The organism is Halobacillus massiliensis, assembly GCF_900166625.1.
GTDB lineage: Bacteria > Bacillota > Bacilli > Bacillales > Halobacillaceae > Halobacillus_A > Halobacillus_A massiliensis.
Map to the genome: position 1 here is coordinate 2149731 of NZ_LT800499.1, position 18361 is coordinate 2168091.

An 18361-nucleotide genomic window follows, 5' to 3' on the forward strand; every position below is an offset into this window, starting at 1 on the left:
ACTCATTGCGTAGGTTAGAGGGTTTAGGTTACACCGTGACGATTGAGGAACCAAAGGTATCTTAACTCCACCCTCCAACTCACTAGCCATTTGTATAAGACGCTCTCCTCGAAAAAAGAAGAATGAGCTGCGTCTACTTTAGTATTGCCATTTTTCCATATTATAGAACTTTATTTTCATGGTAGGAGTCTCGCCGTTTCCCCTGGCCCTTTACGTTTTTTTCAGTAACGGAACATTTAAGAAGAGAGGATCGATCACATTAGAGAGCTTATTGAGCTTATAGCGTTCCGTTTTCCCCATTAAATTTAAAGAGGATGGGAAATGGTGAGACTCCTGCAGGGAGATAGAGCAATGGTGAGATCCGCGAGTGCAACGAGCTAGCTCACCGGCTCTCCGCTTAAAAGCGAGCTATTTCCCAGCCGCTTTTCTCCTGCAATATAGTAAACGGAACAGCTTTTCTATGGGAGTTAATAACTAAACATAGGTGTCAGTTCCATTGGATTATTCGTCATTTCCAGCAGGATGAGCAGCTTTATCCGTGCTTTAGGACCTGTCAGCCCATTTGCAAAGATTACCCCTAAATCACGCAGGTGTCGTCCTCCACCCTCATAACTGTAGGTGTCCTGTACGATACCTTGATAACAGCGGGAAACGAGCACGATTGGAATCCCCTTTTCAATTGTCTTTTCAATGGCAGGCACGGTTTCAGGCGGCAGGTTTCCCTGCCCAAGAGCTTCAAGTACGATACCGTTAACACCGCTTTCCCTGATCGCGTCAATTACTGCACTATCCATACCGGCATAAGCTTTAATTAAAGCTACTTTTTTACTCAGCTGCTGAATAGGGTAGGAATCGTAGTGATTCGTTCGGTGATGAAAAAAAACATCTTTCTTTGTTGTAATGCCAATTGGTCCGTACTGGGGACTTTGAAATGTAGCAACATTGCTTGTGGAAGTCTTAGTTACGTTTTTGGCTGTATGAATCTCATCATTCATCACGACGAGCACTCCTTTGCTTTGTGCTTCGTCGCAGCTTGCAACTTTAATAGCTGTGAGCAGATTGTATAAACCGTCAGAGCCAATTTCGTTGCTGGATCTCATGGCTCCGGTAACGATTATTGGCTTTTTAGTCTGTAAATACAAATCCAAAAAGTAAGCTGTTTCTTCCAAAGTGTCAGTACCATGGGTGATTACAATACCATCATAATCTTTCAGGATCAGCCTTTCGTGTATATGCTTCCCGAGTTTCAGCATGTGATCAGGAGTAATATGGGGAGAAGGAAGATAAAAGAGGATCTCGTCTTCAATAATCGTTTCTCCCTTTAAAAGTGTAGAAATTTCTTCAAGAGGATGCCGGCCTTGAGTATTTACCTCTCCCGTTTCTTTATTTTCTTTCATAGAAATAGTACCGCCTGTATGTATAATTAGTATATTTTTCATCTGTATCATCCTTTTATTCTTTATTCCTTTTACTCAATCTTCATGATACGATTATTTTAACGGGAAAGAAAGAGAGAGCTGATGAAAATGGCTGTATTAACTGTAGCTATTGCACCTGCATTAGCTTTAATGACTTTTATCTACTTAAGTAAGAAGATTGAACTAGAACCTTTGCCTCTTATCATACGTATGTTTCTAATCGGTGCTCTGCTCGTATTTCCGATTATGTTTATTCAGCATGCAATTGAAATTGAGAATTTATTTCCTGCAAGGTTGTTAAAGTCATTTTTACAAGTTGCATTGCTTGAAGAGTTTTTCAAATGGTTTTTCTTACTATTTGTCGCTTACCGGCATGCTGCATTTGATCATCATTATGACGGAATTATATATGGAGTTTCTATCAGCTTAGGATTTGCTACAGTTGAAAATATTATTTACTTGTTTGCCAATGGGATTGAAATAGCTTTGATACGCGCACTGTTTCCTGTATCCTCCCATGCTTTATTCGGAATTTTAATGGGATATTACCTTGGCAAAGCTAAATTTTCTCCAAACAATAAAAAGATTTCGCTTGCTTTAGCTTTGGTTATACCGTTAGCCCTGCACAGTTTATACGCTTATTTTGTTGTCACTGCTATCTGGCTGTATGTACTTATTCCATTTATGATCATACTGTGGATCGTTGGTATGAGAAAAATAGATTTAGCCAACCGTCATCATGAAAAAATATTAGAACAGTCCTATAAATGAGAAAGCTCCTATGAGGGGCTTTTTTTGTTTGTACATGTATATTGTTGCTCGTTTGTCTAAAACTACCTTTATAAATTTAGGAATAGACCAGAGGTGTAGACGAATGTTATGGAAAAAAGTAATGATGGTTGCTTTATTGTTTTCTTTAGTACTTTTCCCTATTCCACAGCTTAACGAAGGCTATAAAGCTTATGCCTTTTCAAATCAGGTGATTCAACAGGGAGCAGTTGGCCAGGATGTTATTGAGCTTCAGGGGAGACTGAAGTTTCTTGGCTTTTACACTGGAGAGGTGGATGGCGTCTTCGGCTGGAGAACATACTGGGCCGTTAGGAATTTTCAATACGAGTTTGGAATGGAAATTGATGGACTTGTCGGCCCGAAAGTGAAAGATAAATTAGTAAGAGCTACAAAAGGCTATAATCCACCTTCTAACCAGGGAGGCGGGCAGGCAGCACCTTCTGCCCCAACTGCAGTTAATGTTCCGGGAGGCTACTCACAAAATGACATCCAGCTTATGGCAAATGCTGTTTACGGAGAGGCAAGGGGCGAGCCTTATATCGGTCAGGTAGCAGTCGCAGCTGTTATCTTAAATCGAGTAGAAAGTGCCACTTTCCCCAATTCTGTTTCTGGAGTAATTTTTGAACCGCGGGCCTTCACAGCTGTAGCGGATGGACAAATCTGGCTGACTCCTAATGATACAGCCAGACAGGCAGTGATCGATGCTATTAACGGCTGGGACCCTTCCGGGAATGCCCAGTATTACTTTAACCCTAATACGGCCACTTCCGGATGGATATGGTCACGTCCGCAAATTAAACAAATCGGCAAACATATTTTTTGTAAATAGGAGGTGGAGCTATGTTTCGCTGGATCACAATTACCTTATTGACTATTGCAGTAGTTGGTCTCGGTGTATTTGGATATAAAGAGCATCAGGATAAAAATGCCGTATTAATTCAAGCGGAGAATAATTACCAGAGGGCTTTTCATGAGCTAACATATGATGTAGATATGCTGCATGATAAAATTGGCAGCACACTTGCTATGAATTCGCATAAGCAGCTGTCACCCCAGCTTGCAGAGATTTGGAGGATTACATCAGAAGCAAGCTCTGATGTAGGACAGCTTCCATTAACATTGCTTCCATTTAATAAGACAGAAGAGTTTCTTCACAATATTGGTGATTTTGCCTATAAGACAGCAGTTAGAGATTTGGAGAAAAATCCTTTATCTGACGAAGAAATCGCGGGGCTCGAAGGTCTTTATAAGCAGTCTGGTGAGATCAGAGATGAATTGAGACAGGTTCAAAGCATTGTGCTTGAAGATAATCTAAGATGGATGGATGTAGAACTTGCACTGGCGACCGATGATGAGAACGGAGATAACACAATTATTAATGGATTTAAGACAGTCGAAAAATCAATGGATGGCTTCCAGAAAACAAATAATGAAAATGGAATAGCTATGGAGACTCAGAATACGAGCGCTCCTAAAGTTGAAGGAAAAGAAATTAACGACAAACAAGCTGAAAAAATAGCCAGGGACTGGTTTAAGAATATCGGAAATTCTAAGATGACGATAACTAAATCAGGTAAAGGAGCGGACGTTCCGACGATCACAGCTTCCTATCAAAAAGGTGAAACAAACGGGTATATGGATATTTCTCAAAAAGGAGGATACCCATTAACTCTTATGCTAAGTCGTCAGGTGAACGAGCCGGCAATTGGCTTAAACCAAGCTTCAGAGGAAGCGCTGAAATATCTTGAAAAGCTGAATTTAAAAGATATGGAGCTTTCTGAAAGTAGTCAGTATGATAACGTAGGAGTTTTTCGTTTTGTACATTCTAAAGATGGAATAAGATATTATCCTCAAACGATCCATTTGAAGATTGCATTAGATAATGGAGAATTACTGGGATTAAGCGCTCGAGAATTCTTCACTGCGAACTCTGAACCAATAATCGGGGAGCCGAAAATAAGTGAAGAAGAAGCTAGGGGAATGATTAATCCTAACCTTGAGATTCAGGATAATTATTTAGCTGTGATTAAAAACGATTTAAATGAACCTGTTCTCTGTTATGAGTTTTTAGCTACAAAAGACGATGAAACGTATAGAATATTCATTAATGCCATTAACGGTGAAGAAGAAAAAGTAGAAACATTACGCTCAACAGAGAAAAAATACGAACCCGCTAACCTGCAATAAAAAGGACTGCCCCTGGTGGCAGTTCTTTTCGTTTATTAGTTTTGCGATCAATGGAGCTTAACCAGTAAGGATATGAGGGTCTGTTATTATTTCAAACGGCAAAGCAGGAGAGAAAACAAAGGAAATGCCATAGTATAGATTTTATAGATTTTATGTTATTCTTTACGAGTATAAACTAAGTGTACAAAGCACTGAATTTAATAGAATTTGCGTATGAACTATTGGAGGAAAATGGGATGAAACGAGAATTAGCAATTGCAATTGATGGACCGGCGGCAGCTGGCAAGAGTACAGTAGCCAAAAAGGTGGCTCAGCAGCTGTCTTATATTTACATAGATACAGGAGCGATGTACCGTGCTTTAACTTTAAAAGCACTTCAGGCTGATGTGGACCTGAATAATGAGTCAATGCTGACTTCATTATTAAATGAAACGACTATTGAACTCGCACAGCAAGAGGATGGACAACATGTATGGCTGGATGGTGAAGATGTGACTCAGGATATCCGTTCAAATGAAGTGACAGCTTCCGTATCCTATGTAGCCCAGCATGCGAACGTCAGAAAAGAAATGGTAAGGCGTCAGCAGAAGCTTGTCGAGCAGCGGGGCGTAGTTATGGATGGAAGAGATATCGGAACTCACGTTATCCCGGATGCCGAAGTTAAAATTTTTATGATTGCCTCTGTAGAAGAAAGAGCAGCCCGTCGACATAAAGAAAATTTAGAAAAAGGATTCTCTTCAGATTTAGAGACATTAAAAGAGGATATCCGCAAACGTGATGAAATTGATTCAAAACGGGAAGCTGCACCTCTTGTAAAAGCTGAGGATGCTGTGGAAGTTGATACGACTTCTCTTTCGATTGAGGAAGTCGTTGACCGTATAATAGCAATTGTATCTGCAAAAGGTAAGGGGTGATAAAATGATTGATTTATATAAAGTAGGTAAAGCACTATGTTCGGCTATCTTTTATCCCTTATATCGTATAAAAGTGGTTGGTAAAGAAAATATTCCAAAAGAAGGTCCTGTGATCATCTGCTCTAATCATATTTCAAACTTTGATCCTCCTGTTGTAGGGATCACGAATTCCCGTAACATATACTTTCTTGCCAAAGAGGAACTGTTTAAAAATAAATTTATTGGGGGAATTTTGAAAAGAGTCCATGCTTTTCCAATCAAAAGGGGGATGCGTGACAGGGATGCACTAAGGAAGGGTATTCAAATTCTTAATGAAAATCATGCTTTAGGATTATTCCCGGAGGGTACTAGACAAAGGAGCGGTGAAATAGGAAAAGGACTTGCAGGTGTAGGTTTCTTTGCCCTTAGGTCAAAAGCCCTTATTGTTCCATGTGCCATTATTGGTCCTTATGAGAAGTGGAAGCCCCTAAAGGTTGTCTATGGAAAACCAATGAACATTACTTCTTTTCGAGAACAGAAAGCTTCTGCGCAAGATGTAACAGATCACATCATGGAAGAAATCAGACAATTGCATAAATTCCATAGTGAATGAGGGTAAAACGCTTGACAAACCGCTTCAAATATTAGAAGTTAGACAAAAGGGCATTTCTGTTTTAGGTAGTGTCGGAAATTGAAGGAGGTTGCTTTGTATGGATGAAATGAATAATGAAGTATCAGGCATGAAAGAATTTTCTACGGGCGATATCGTGACGGGCAAAGTCGTCAAGATCGAAGAGAAACAAGTACTCGTAGATGTTGGATATAAAGTAGAAGGTATTGTTCCTATTAGCGAATTATCCAGCTTACATGTAGAGAAAGCATCTGATGTTGTTAATGAAGGTGACGAACTTTCTCTACAAGTGAAAAAAGTAGAAGATGATGAAATTGTTCTTTCCAAGCGTGCAGTCGATGCTGATAAAGCATGGCAGGAACTTGAAGAAAAATTCGAAAGCGGAGAAGTCTTTGACGCGGAAGTAAAAGACGTTGTTAAAGGCGGTCTTGTTGTAGACATCGGACTTCGCGGATTTATTCCTGCATCTTTGGTAGAGACCTACTATGTAGAAGATTTTGAAGACTATAAAGGTCGATCTCTGACTCTAAAGGTGGTCGAACTTGACCGGGAACAGAACCGTGTGATTCTTTCACACCGTGCTGTCGTTGAAGATGAGGAGTCTTCTAAGAAACAGGAAGTCCTACAGTCTCTGGAAGAAGGACAAGTGATCGAAGGAACTGTGCAGAGATTAACAGACTTTGGCGCTTTCGTTAATCTGGGCGGAATAGACGGACTTGTACATATTTCGCAGCTTTCCCACCAGCATGTGGAAAAAGCCTCGGATGTTGTAGAAGAAGGTCAAACCATTGAAGTTAAAGTCCTTTCTGTTGACCGGGATAACGAGAGAATTTCTTTATCTTTAAAAGCAACTCAGCCTGGTCCATGGCATGATATCTCCAATCGTGTACGTGCTGGAGAGGTCATTGAAGGAACCGTACGCCGTCTAGTAAGCTTTGGTGCTTTTGTAGAAGTATTCCCCGGAGTAGAGGGCCTTGTTCATATCTCTCAAATTTCAAACCGTCATATCGGCACACCTGGGGAAGTCCTGGAGGAAGGACAGCAGGTTGAAGTGAAAGTGCTAGATGTGGATGAGCAGGCAAAGCGTCTTTCTTTAAGCATGAAAGAGCTGGAAGCAGACCAAAGCCGTGAAGAAATGAAGTCTTACGAAAAAGAAGAAGACCATGCTGGTTTCTCGCTGAGTGATATGATTGGCGATCAGCTGGATAAGTATAAGAAATAAATAGGCGGTGAAGGTTTTGTCGAGAGCAGAGAGAAAACTCGACCACATCCGTCACGCTTTAACACATGAACGCGATTATCATAATCATTTTGATGATGTGGAAATCGTTCATCAGAGTCTTACTCAATTAAATTTTGATGAAATTCATGTATCAGGTAATGTGGGAGAACTTGAAATAAGTTCTCCCCTTTTTGTTAATGCGATGACCGGTGGGGGCGGGAATGAAACGCTTAAAATTAACGAAGCCTTGGCGGATGCGGCTTCTCACACAGGGATTGGCATGGCAGTTGGTTCCCAAATGTCCGCTATAAAAGATCGTTCTGAGCGTCCGAGTTACCAGATTGTCAGAAAAAGAAACCCTAATGGTATTATTTTCGCTAATGTAGGCAGTGAAGCAAGTCCTGACCAAGCTCAGACTGCGATAGATATGCTTGAAGCGAATGCACTGCAAATCCATTTAAATACTCTTCAGGAATTGATTATGCCGGAAGGGGACAGAGATTTTACCCACCGCCTGAAGAATATTGAACAAATTATCCATAATTCAGAGGTTCCCATAATAATTAAAGAAGTCGGATACGGCCTATCAAAGGAAACTGTTCAAACACTCACTAATCTGGGTGTCCGCTACATAGATGTGGGCGGACGAGGCGGGACTAACTTTTCAATGATAGAAAACATGAGAAGGGAAAAACCTTTTGCCTCTTTTAACAATTGGGGTATTCCGACGCCTGTATCTTTGTTGGAAACAAGAGAACTCTGTAAGAATCATGGTGTACATCTCATTGGCTCTGGCGGCATTCGCCACGGTTTGGATGGGGCGAAAGCCTTAGCGCTGGGGGCTTCAGCCTTCGGTATGGCCGGAGGGCTGCTGAAAATATTAATAAATCACGGATTAGATGAGTTAGTCGCTGAAATTGATCATATTCATCATGAATTAAAGATAGCAATGATGCTGACAAACTCTAGAAGTTTGGAAAGTTTAAAAGAAAGCCCTGTAGTATATTATGGAAAAACAAGAGAATGGGTAGAGCAGAGAATACAGTAATAATAATGGACCGCCGAGAAGACTTTATTTAAAATTCATAGGCCCATTAATGAACCTGGAGGTTGTTCCCAAAAAGCAGCTTGCTTTTTTGAGAATGATCTCTTTTTTTTTTGAAAAAAGGTATAACAGAAACTATCCATACAGAAAAACGGGCGTGAAAGTCTTTTAGGCATTACGGTTAAATGAGCTGGTTTTATCCTATACTTAGAGTTATAGGAGGGTCCTACGATGAATGTAGAATTTTACTGGTTCAGCTGGGTTGCCTTTATTTTGCTGACTTTCTTTATACCTGGTGATGTCCTAAAAAAGCAGGTGATGAGTGCTTTTGTTCTTTTGAGTATAATAGTTTATTCTCTTATCACTGTTTCCGATGAATTTTTGCTATGGTCTTTAAGTTTTCATGCGATTTTCGGATTATATTTTTGGGCTGAGCCTAAACCAATTTTAAACCAATTATGGCTCATTATCCTTATATTTCTTACAACACTCTTCCAATTATTTATTATCGTAAACCCTGTTTGGGTTATTTTTCCTGCAGGCTGGGTTTTTCTGACGATAGTTATTTTTCTCATCCAGCTTTGTATACCTTCCCTTGCCAGTCAAGCAGGTTTATGGATCTTGATGAATGCCGGTGGCGCTGCAGCGGCATATCTAGTTGCGGAGAGTTTAGCGATTGATTTTATGATGAACTACACTTTTGCTCACACTGTGGTTGTGCAGGGAATATTATTGTTATTTGTATTTTACCTTATTGATCGAGTAAAACATTTGATGAGGATATCAAAACGAAAAGCTCTTTTAAAGAAAAGGATGATGGCTCCATTGAATAAGTGATTGTATAAAAGAAAGGAATTTGCTACTATAATAAAGTTAGAGCATGTCTGCTATTCCTATGAGGTCAAGCCTCTAAAAAAGGTTTCGGTCCCATAGAACAGCAGTATTTTTTTGTATTTAAATTAAAAGAAACGCGAATATTTTATTTGTGAAGGAAAGGATGATCCTTTCATGAGAAAATCAGTAGTAGCGATTGTCGGCCGGCCGAATGTCGGAAAATCGACTATTTTTAATCGCTTAGTCGGAGACAGGATCTCTATTGTAGAGGATACACCAGGAGTAACTAGAGATCGTATTTACGCAGAGGCAGAGTGGCTGACCACTTCCTTTAACCTGATAGATACGGGCGGTATTGAATTAGGGGATGAACCCCTGCTAGTCCAAATGAGAGCACAAGCACAAGTAGCTATTGATGAAGCTGATGTTATTATCTTCATGGTCAATGGTCGGGATGGTATTACAGGGGCAGATGAAGAAGTAGCTAAAATTTTGTTTAAATCTAATAAGCCTGTTGTATTGGCCGTTAACAAAGTGGACAATCCTGAAATGAGAGAAACCATTTACGAGTTTTATTCACTTGGTTTTGGAGAACCTTATCCTATTTCAGGCACTCACGGACTCGGGCTTGGAGATATGTTGGATGCTGTAGTCTCACATTTCCCTGAACTTGAGTTTGAAGAAGAGGAAGACGACACTATACGTTTCAGTCTTATAGGCCGTCCTAACGTAGGTAAATCTTCACTCGTAAACAGTATCCTTGGACAGGAACGGGTGATCGTAAGTAGTATCGCTGGAACTACTAGAGATGCTATTGATTCCCCTTTTTCTAAAGATGAAAAAGACTTTATAATCATCGATACAGCAGGTATGAGAAAACGAGGAAAAGTTTACGAGTCTACAGAGAGATATAGTATAATGAGGGCTTTAAAAGCCATTGAACGCTCAGATGTAGTTTTAACGCTTATTGATGCGGAAGAAGGTATTCAAGAACAGGATAAAAAAATTGCAGGATACGCTCATGAAGCTGGAAAAGCAGTGATTATCGTTGTGAATAAATGGGATACGATAGAGAGCGATCCAAAAGTAATGAAAGAATTCGAAGATGATATTAGGTCAAACTTTAGGTTTTTAGACTATGCACCTATTGTCTTTTTATCCGCTAAAACAAAGAAACGTACACATACACTGCTTCCTAAAGTTATCGAAGCGAGTGAGAATCATGCGAGGAGACTTCAAACGAATATTTTAAATGAGGTCATAATGGATGCTCTGGCTATGAACCCGGCCCCATCTGTTAAAGGTCAAAAGCTTAAAATCTTTTATGCCACACAGGTAGCTGTTAAGCCTCCGACGTTTGTGGTGTTTGTTAATGAGCCGGAACTTATGCACTTTACGTATGAGCGCTTTCTTGAAAATCGAATTCGGGAAGCTTTTGGCTTTGAAGGCACCCCTATTAAAATTATTCCAAGAAGACGTAGTTGATCTTATCCGAGAGGGGAGAAGTTATTATGAGCAAAGTAGCTGTTTTAGGAGCAGGAAGTTGGGGCACCGCCCTGGCAATAGTGCTCGCAGATAACGGCCATGATGTACATTTGTGGTCTCACCGCAAGGAACATGCTGAGAAAATCAATGAAACCCACCAGAATGAGAAGTATCTTAAAGATATAACCATTCCTTCTAACGTAACCGCTAGTGCGGATATGGAAGCTGTAGTCGAAGGGACAGACCATATTATATTGGTCGTTCCGACTAAAGCAATTAGAGAAGTCTGCAAGGAGCTTGTAGAGTATCTGGATAAGAAAGTTGTCCTTACACATGCTTCTAAAGGAATAGAGCCTGAAACCTACAAACGTGTATCTGAAGTAATTGCAGAAGAGATTCCACGTAATAAATATGAAGATATCGTTGTACTTTCAGGACCTAGCCATGCAGAGGAAGTCAGCTTAAGACATCCTACAACCGTTACGGTTTCGGCAGAAGATCTGTCAGTTGCTAAGAGCGTACAGGATCTCTTTATTAATGAACAATTCCGGGTATATACTTCCCCGGATCTTGTAGGGGTAGAGCTCGGCGGATCTTTAAAGAATATTATTGCACTCGGTGCAGGGATTTCTGACGGCCTTGGTTTTGGAGATAATGCTAAGGCAGCTCTAATTACACGCGGACTGGCGGAAATCGCTCGTCTTGGTACCTCTATGGGAGCCAATCCTTTAACGTTTTCCGGACTTACCGGTGTAGGTGACTTAATTGTAACTTGCACAAGTTCCCACAGTAGAAATTGGAGAGCTGGATATAAATTAGGAAGCGGTGCTAACCTTGATGAGGTTCTCGAAGAAATGGGAATGGTTGTCGAAGGTGTCCGAACGACTAAAGCGGCTCATCAACTGTCGAAAAAGCAGGATGTCGATATGCCGATAACCCAGGGCATTTACGAGGTTCTTTTCGAAGATGCTGATCCTCGGGATGTAGTGACTAAGCTTATGACCCGTATTCGCCGCCACGAAATGGAAGACTTAACGAACATTCTAGATGATCAATTGAATAACTAACACATCAGTCTCCTCGTGCATATACTACCAAGAATCAATTGCACGAGGAGGTTATCATTAGTGAGTAATTTTCAAAAAAATATTTTTGAACATTTACAAAAGAAAGCCAACATTAACCCTGAAGAAGTCTTTAAAGTTGCGGATTCAGTAAAGAATGCTGACTTTACCGATGAGAAAGTTGTACGTCGGTTAGTAAGGCAATTGGCAAAGGTTGCTAATAAGCCTGTTTCTAAGAAGAAAGAGGATAAAATTGTGGAAGCTATCGTTAACCAGAACATGCCTCTTGATATGAATACACTGAGTAAATTCTTTAAAGGTTAATCATGGGTAGGCGTTTTTAGGAGACAGTCCCCTATGGTTATGCATACTATAACCCGTAGTAATTAATACGTAGGAGCTATAATGGAGTTATTTAGTCAAACCGGAGCAGCCATTTGCTCCGGTATTTTTTTTCTGTAAGAAAGCGGATTATATGGTATAATACCTTCGGGTTATTCGAGGGAACTAGGAGGAAAAATTTATGTCAGTCGGTTTATTAAAGATGTACATATCTTTTGCGGGTATCATTTCTTTATTTTTAGCGACAGGATTGATTTATTTAAGCCGTTTTAAGCTAACAGGAGCAGCCTCATGGATTGTAGCTGTTTTCGCTTATTTGTTTATGATTATTGGCGGCATCATTATTGCTTTCATAGTACTCAGCGGGCCGACGGCTTAGAAGGAGTGTTACCATCGTGAACTTTCTGAAAATTTTCATGCTGCCTTTACTGGCTTTTATTTTATCAGGATGTCTCTATCCTCAGTCAGAAATGCAGAAGAACGAGCTTTCCAACCAGCAGCAGCTGGAAACCGTACAGAACTCCGTAAAAGAATACCAGGAAAGAACAAACCTCCTTCCGATTAAAACAAGAGATGAAGATACGGAGCCGTTCTTAAAGTACCCTATAGATTTTAGTAAGCTTAGAGAACAAGGACTGATCGGTGAAGCACCTGGGAATTCATTTGAAAATGGTGGGCACTACCAATATATTCTTATTGATGTGGAGGAGAATCCTACTGTAAAAGTGGTCGATTTAACGGTTACTGACCAATTGAGGTCGCTTCAAATGAGAGTAGATCAATATATGAGAGATAATAAATTTCCTCCACTGAAAAATAAAATTGCTAAAGGTGTTTATGGTTTAAAATATAAAGAAATGGGACTGGATAACGAACCAAGTGTGGAGAGCCCATATTCTGAAAAGAAACTCCCTGTATATATCAATGAAAGAGGAGAGCTTCTAGTGGACTACCGCTCGGAACTGTACGAGCTTATGAAAAATGAAAAGCATCCTTATGAACCAGGGGAGGATATCCGTTATTTGCTGACAGATTACACTCCTTTTGCACCAGCCTATTCTCCACCTTATACGATTGAAGAAGAAGAACCCGTATTTTCAGTGGATCTTACTTCCTCTTAAACTAAGCAAAAATCCTTCAGAGTCCAATTGCTGTCTCTGAAGGATTTTTTTTGACTTGAAAGTTACCTTCTATGATAGTGCGTGTTTATTTAACATATCTGTTTTTCCGGGATCTCTGTTTCTTGGCTAACTGCCGGCCCGTAATTACTTTTCCAAAACTAAGCATATTTATTATGGGTCCTCTCATAGAATGAGAGTGTCCAAGCTTGTATTTTGTGAACTTTTATCAGGGAGGGGATCCTTTGGAGAAGGTAGATATTTTCAGTGATATCTCTAAGCGTACAAATGGGGATATATATCTGGGAGTGGTTGGAGCGGTAAGGACAGGAAAATCAACTTTTATAAAGAAATTCATGGAGCTTGTTGTTATCCCGAATATGGAAGATGAAGCAGAGCGGGAGAGAACACTTGATGAACTGCCTCAAAGTGCCGCCGGTAAAACAATAATGACGACTGAGCCGAAATTTGTCCCAAACCAGGCGGCTTCGATCCGCTTTGATGAACATCTTGATGTTCGTGTAAGAATGGTTGACTGTGTCGGATATGCGGTAGAGGGAGCTGTAGGTTACGAAGATGAAAATGGTCCTCGTATGATTCATACTCCATGGTATGAAGAAGCCATCCCTTTTCACGAAGCAGCCGAGATAGGTACCAAAAAAGTAATCCAGGAACACTCTACAATTGGTATAGTAGTAACTACAGATGGCACCATAGGAGAAATCGCACGAGAGGACTATGTGTCAGCAGAGGAAAAGGTTGTCGAAGAGCTCCGGGAAGTAGGAAAACCTTTTATTATGGTCATCAACTCTGCTCAACCCCACAGTGAGCGAACACTGCGCTTAAAGGAAGAGCTCCAGGAGAAGTATGATATTCCAGTGTTGGCATTGTCTGTTGAAAGTATGCGCGAACAGGATGTTCAGAGCGTCCTGCGTGAAGCTCTCTTTGAATTTCCGGTACTTGAGGTGAATGTCAACCTGCCAAGCTGGGTAATGGTTCTTGATTCCCGTCATTGGCTGAGAAAGCACCTGCAGACAGCCATTGAAGAAACAGTGCAGGATATTAAGCGACTTCGTGATGTTGATTATGTAGTTGGTAATTTTGAAGATTATGAATATATAACCGGTGCCCATATTTCCGGCATGGATTTAGGGGAAGGAATTGCAGAAATCGACTTGCAGGCTCCTGATCACTTATATGATAATATTTTAAAAGAAATCGTCGGTGAAGAGATTCGTGGCAAAGATCATCTGCTTGAAATTATGCAGGATTTCTCCCATGCAAAAAGAGAGTATGATCAAGTAGCCGATGCTCTGCAGATGGTGAAGCAGACGGGGTATGGTATTGCCGCTCCATCAATAGAGGATATGGCGTTAGAGGAGCCTGAAATCATTAGGCAAGGATCTCGCTTTGGCGTTCGTTTGAAGGCTAACGCTCCATCGATTCATATGGTGAAAGTAGATGTACAATCTGAATTCTCGCCAATTATAGGCACAGAGAAGCAGAGTGAAGAGCTTGTCCGGTATTTAATGCAGGACTTTGAAGAAGATCCTCTGTCAATCTGGAACTCTGATATTTTTGGCCGATCATTAAGTTCAATTGTTAGAGAAGGTATTCAAGCTAAGCTTTCCTTAATGCCGGATAATGCACGAAGTAAATTAAAAGAAACCCTTGAACGAATCATTAACGAAGGGTCTGGCGGAATGATCGCCATCATTCTATAACGGCTCTTTGCGGGCCGTTTTTAATTTTTTCTTTAAAAAATTTAATTTCAAATATTCTTTGGGTCAGAAAGAGGACTTGTTTTCAGATGAACCGCCAAAAACCCTTTTATATCAAGGGTTTTGGCGGTTTTTTATCTTTGGAATTTATATCTATTATTGGAAGCTTCACAGTAAGGAAATGCCCAGAAACAGCTATATGATGCGATTTCTCATGTATTTTCTATTGAATTTAAGCACAAACTCGTTTAATATAAGGCTTGTCATCAAATGTTGGTGACTAAATAGGCCCTTTAAGTGAATATCTGTTCACTTGAAAGACCAACCTTCTTGGAAGGAGGTGAATGTCATGAACAAAACTGACCTAATCAATGCAGTATCTGAGAAAGCTGAGCTTTCTAAAAAAGACGCAACTCAAGCGGTTGATTCTGTATTTGAATCTATCATGGATTCACTAAAAGATGGTGAGAAAGTACAGCTTATCGGATTTGGTAACTTTGAAGTACGTGAGCGTGCGGCTCGTAAAGGCCGTAACCCGCAAACTGGTGAAGAGATCGAAATCTCAGCAAGTAAAGTACCAGCTTTCAAACCTGGTAAAGCCCTAAAAGATGCTGTGAAGTAATAGCTACATAGGGCTTATAGGGGTGCTTAGATGCACCCCTTTTTCAATGGATAAAAGTAGATGTTTTGACATCTGCTCTGGAATAAGAGATAGTATGACTAAAAGAAGGGAGCAGAAAGCTATGGCGGCATCAGATAATGACTTTTTTGTTATAAAGGCGCTGGAAGACGGAGTGAATGTGATCGGATTAACAAGAGGAACAGATACAAGGTTCCATCATTCCGAGAAGCTTGATAAGAATGAAGTAATGATTGCCCAGTTTACCGAGCATACTTCTGCTGTTAAAGTCCGCGGAAAAGCGGTTATACAGACAAGCCACGGAGAAATGAAAAACGACGCAGAGTAATATTCTCTGCAGAATACATACTTAAGCTAAACCAATATGTTTATGCTATAATGTTAAGGGTCATAATGTGTCTATGAAAGGGATCAGGTGATGAATAGTGAACCCACCAAATATGCAAATAACACAGTTAAAAGATAAAATTGCTGCCCATGTGAGTCACCCTTTTTTAGCTAAGTTTATTGCGGACCCTGTTATTGATGAAGATAAGCTTGTCATTCTTACGTCTATCATGGATCACACCAATTTATCTCCTCTCAAAAAGGAAAAATATATAATTACTACAATGCTCGTGCAGATTGCGCTTGATACCCATGACCACGTGACTTTATCTGAGAAAGAAGATGAGCCGGAAACAATCCGTACTCGTCAGCTGACTGTGTTAGCCGGTGATTATTACAGCGGGCTCTATTATTATGTGCTGGCCCAGCTGGATGACATCCCTATGATTAAAACACTGGCAGGGGCAATTAAAGAGATTAATGAACTGAAAATGGAATTATATTATAAAGACGTTGAATCTTTTCAAGAGTTTTTATCATCACTTAGAAAAATAGAATCTCTGCTTATTCATAGAGTAGCCGGATATGTACAGAAAACATCGATTAATGATATGGCAGGAGACTGGCTTTTAGCAAAGCGGCTGCTTGATGAGAAAAACAGTTATCAGGAAGGCCGTTTTTCGCCAATTATGGATTTATTGTCCAAAAGGCAAAGAATTCTGGAATCAAGCGGTCAGGCAGTATTAAATGTAGAACAGATGCTTCATAACCAGATTTCACATGTAGAAGCGGCAGTTTCGCAAATGCCTATTCATTTTAATTGGTTAAAGCAGTATATATATTCGGCAATAAATCAGAAATTCTATAAAACACATATCGCTGAGGAAGGATAACAATGCCGCAACCGACGAAAGAAGAAAGAGTGCATAATGTATTTGAGAACATATACAGCCGTTACGACAAGATGAATTCTATTATATCTTTTCAACAGCACCGCATATGGAGAAAAGATGTAATGAAACGAATGAATGTTTCAGAAGGTGACTATACGCTGGATGTGTGCTGCGGTACAGGGGACTGGACGATGAGCCTTGCCGAGAAGGTAGGTCATGCTGGTAAAGTCACAGGACTAGACTTCAGCAATAATATGCTGTCTGTCGCAATTAAGAAAAAATTAAAAGCAGGCATTCGGCAGGTTGAGTTTCAGCATGGTAATGCGATGGAACTTCCATTTGAAGATAACGAGTTTGATTATGTGACGATCGGATTTGGACTAAGGAATGTGCCCGATTATTTTCAGGTATTAAAGGAAATGCACCGGGTTGTTAAACCTGGAGGAAAAGTCGTTTGCTTAGAAACTTCCCAGCCTGAAAATCCGATCTTTAAGCGTTTTTATTATTTTTACTTCCAGAACATCATGCCATGGTTTGGTAAAGTTTTTGCCAAAAGTTATAAAGAGTACAGCTGGCTCCATGAATCGGCTAAAGACTTTCCGGGAATTGAGCAACTGGCTGAACTGTTTAAAGAAGCCGGTTTTATTAATATCGAAGTCAAGGCCTATACTGGAGGAGTCGCTGCCATGCATATGGGAGAGAAGCAGTCGTATTAATTGAGGATGAAGAATATGAAACTAGCCATGATTTATTCTTTTTTAAAACAAGATTTAGCCACTATTGAAGATGCTGTTAATGAAACCATTCAGTCAAATAATGTGGTGCTTCGTGAAGCTTCCAGCCAACTGCTTAATGCTGGAGGGAAGCGGATCCGCCCTGTATTTGTCCTGTTAGCAGGTAAGTTCGGAGACTATCAGATTGATCGTATGAAGGCTGTGGCCGTTTCCTTAGAATTGATTCACACCGCCTCACTTGTCCATGATGATGTCATTGATGAAGCAGAAGTAAGACGTGGAGAGCCTACCATTAAATCCAAATGGGATAACCGGATCGCAATGTATACGGGTGATTACATTTTTGCCCGCTCACTGGAAAACCTATCTACTTTAAATGACCCAAGAGCCCATCAAATCCTTGCTAAAACGATGGTTGAGCTGTGTCTGGGGGAAATTGAACAAATTAAGGACAAGTATGATGTGCAGCAGAATTTACGCCAGTATTTAAGAAGAATTAAGCGTAAAACTGCTATTCTCATCGCTTCAAGCTGCCGGCTGGGAGCTATAGCAGCAGGGGTAAAAGAAGAAGAGGAAAAGGCGCTATACCGTTATGGATACTATGTGGGCATGTCCTACCAGATTATTGACGATGTTCTTGATTTTACAGAATCGGAAGAACAGTTAGGTAAACCGGCGGGAAGCGACCTTCTCCAAGGAAATATTACGCTGCCTGTTTTTATTTCTATGTGCGAAGACAAAGAATTTAAAGCCGATTTAACCGAGCTTTTTATGAAAGAGAACCTGAAAGCTCATCATATGAGTGAGTTGATAGAAACAATTAAAACCAATGGTTCAATTGAGAAGGCATTAAAGATCAGTGATCGTTATTTGGATAAGGCGTATGAAGCGCTTGATACACTTCCGCCAAACCGAGCGAAACAAACATTAAAAGGAATAGCTAAGTATATTGGAAAAAGAAGGGTATAAAAGGTTTGCCACTGAGGGTCTCTTTTGGTAAAATCTTTTATGGTGCTAT

At 40.3% G+C, this 18361-nt stretch carries 20 protein-coding genes; 19 read left to right on the forward strand and 1 reads right to left on the reverse strand.

The window, feature by feature from the left end:
- Window positions 1–467: 467 nt before the first annotated feature.
- Entirely contained in the window at window positions 468–1439 is a 972-nt protein-coding gene (locus B7E06_RS10710) for an asparaginase (RefSeq protein ID WP_082233974.1), read from the reverse strand.
- An 87-nt stretch (window positions 1440–1526) separates the two neighbouring features.
- Here B7E06_RS10710 and prsW point away from each other — a divergent pair, with 87 nt between their 5' ends.
- The 19 genes from prsW to hepT all read left to right on the forward strand — a co-directional run bounded on the left by prsW (window position 1527) and on the right by hepT (window position 18312).
- Window positions 1527–2189 carry a glutamic-type intramembrane protease PrsW gene (gene prsW, locus B7E06_RS10715; RefSeq protein ID WP_082235981.1) on the forward strand — a complete coding sequence of 221 codons (663 nt, stop codon included), beginning with the start codon at window positions 1527–1529 and terminating at the stop codon, window positions 2187–2189.
- 103 nt (window positions 2190–2292) lie between these two features.
- Window positions 2293–3036 carry a spore cortex-lytic enzyme gene (gene sleB / locus B7E06_RS10720; RefSeq protein ID WP_082233975.1) on the forward strand — a complete coding sequence of 248 codons (744 nt, stop codon included), beginning with the start codon at window positions 2293–2295 and terminating at the stop codon, window positions 3034–3036.
- 11 nt (window positions 3037–3047) lie between these two features.
- Window positions 3048–4394: a germination protein YpeB gene (gene ypeB / locus B7E06_RS10725; RefSeq protein ID WP_082233976.1), complete on the forward strand. Its 1347-nt coding sequence runs from the start codon at window positions 3048–3050 to the stop codon at window positions 4392–4394.
- Window positions 4395–4630: 236 nt separating this feature from the next.
- Window positions 4631–5308: a (d)CMP kinase gene (cmk, locus tag B7E06_RS10730; protein ID WP_082233977.1), complete on the forward strand. Its 678-nt coding sequence runs from the start codon at window positions 4631–4633 to the stop codon at window positions 5306–5308.
- Between the two features lie 4 nt (window positions 5309–5312).
- Window positions 5313–5900 (forward strand): lysophospholipid acyltransferase family protein, encoded by a 588-nt coding sequence (locus B7E06_RS10735; protein ID WP_082233978.1) that lies wholly within the window; start codon window positions 5313–5315, stop codon window positions 5898–5900.
- Between the two features lie 97 nt (window positions 5901–5997).
- Window positions 5998–7140, forward strand: a complete 1143-nt coding sequence (gene rpsA / locus B7E06_RS10740) for a 30S ribosomal protein S1 (protein ID WP_082233979.1) — start codon at window positions 5998–6000, stop codon at window positions 7138–7140.
- A 16-nt stretch (window positions 7141–7156) separates the two neighbouring features.
- Window positions 7157–8188, forward strand: a complete 1032-nt coding sequence (gene fni, locus B7E06_RS10745) for a type 2 isopentenyl-diphosphate Delta-isomerase (protein ID WP_082233980.1) — start codon at window positions 7157–7159, stop codon at window positions 8186–8188.
- Window positions 8189–8416: 228 nt separating this feature from the next.
- Window positions 8417–9022 carry a YphA family membrane protein gene (locus B7E06_RS10750; protein ID WP_082233981.1) on the forward strand — a complete coding sequence of 202 codons (606 nt, stop codon included), beginning with the start codon at window positions 8417–8419 and terminating at the stop codon, window positions 9020–9022.
- A 171-nt stretch (window positions 9023–9193) separates the two neighbouring features.
- Window positions 9194–10504, forward strand: a complete 1311-nt coding sequence (gene der, locus B7E06_RS10755) for a ribosome biogenesis GTPase Der (RefSeq protein ID WP_082233982.1) — start codon at window positions 9194–9196, stop codon at window positions 10502–10504.
- Between the two features lie 26 nt (window positions 10505–10530).
- Entirely contained in the window at window positions 10531–11571 is a 1041-nt protein-coding gene (locus B7E06_RS10760; protein WP_082233983.1) for an NAD(P)H-dependent glycerol-3-phosphate dehydrogenase, read from the forward strand.
- Between the two features lie 60 nt (window positions 11572–11631).
- Window positions 11632–11892: a stage VI sporulation protein F gene (locus B7E06_RS10765; protein WP_082233984.1), complete on the forward strand. Its 261-nt coding sequence runs from the start codon at window positions 11632–11634 to the stop codon at window positions 11890–11892.
- Window positions 11893–12091: 199 nt separating this feature from the next.
- Entirely contained in the window at window positions 12092–12289 is a 198-nt protein-coding gene (locus B7E06_RS10770) for a DUF2768 family protein (protein WP_082233985.1), read from the forward strand.
- A gap of 16 nt (window positions 12290–12305) precedes the next feature.
- Window positions 12306–13031, forward strand: a complete 726-nt coding sequence (locus B7E06_RS10775) for a hypothetical protein (protein WP_245807720.1) — start codon at window positions 12306–12308, stop codon at window positions 13029–13031.
- 242 nt (window positions 13032–13273) lie between these two features.
- A complete protein-coding gene (spoIVA, locus tag B7E06_RS10780) occupies window positions 13274–14752 on the forward strand; it encodes a stage IV sporulation protein A (RefSeq protein WP_082233986.1) in 1479 nt (492 codons plus the stop codon).
- A 346-nt stretch (window positions 14753–15098) separates the two neighbouring features.
- Window positions 15099–15371 (forward strand): HU family DNA-binding protein, encoded by a 273-nt coding sequence (locus B7E06_RS10785; protein WP_082233987.1) that lies wholly within the window; start codon window positions 15099–15101, stop codon window positions 15369–15371.
- 121 nt (window positions 15372–15492) lie between these two features.
- Window positions 15493–15717: a trp RNA-binding attenuation protein MtrB gene (gene mtrB / locus B7E06_RS10790; RefSeq protein WP_082235983.1), complete on the forward strand. Its 225-nt coding sequence runs from the start codon at window positions 15493–15495 to the stop codon at window positions 15715–15717.
- A gap of 97 nt (window positions 15718–15814) precedes the next feature.
- A complete protein-coding gene (locus B7E06_RS10795; protein ID WP_245807721.1) occupies window positions 15815–16609 on the forward strand; it encodes a heptaprenyl diphosphate synthase component 1 in 795 nt (264 codons plus the stop codon).
- A 2-nt stretch (window positions 16610–16611) separates the two neighbouring features.
- Window positions 16612–17325 carry a demethylmenaquinone methyltransferase gene (locus tag B7E06_RS10800; protein ID WP_082233989.1) on the forward strand — a complete coding sequence of 238 codons (714 nt, stop codon included), beginning with the start codon at window positions 16612–16614 and terminating at the stop codon, window positions 17323–17325.
- A gap of 15 nt (window positions 17326–17340) precedes the next feature.
- Window positions 17341–18312, forward strand: a complete 972-nt coding sequence (gene hepT, locus B7E06_RS10805; protein WP_082233990.1) for a heptaprenyl diphosphate synthase component II — start codon at window positions 17341–17343, stop codon at window positions 18310–18312.
- Window positions 18313–18361: the final 49 nt, after the last annotated feature.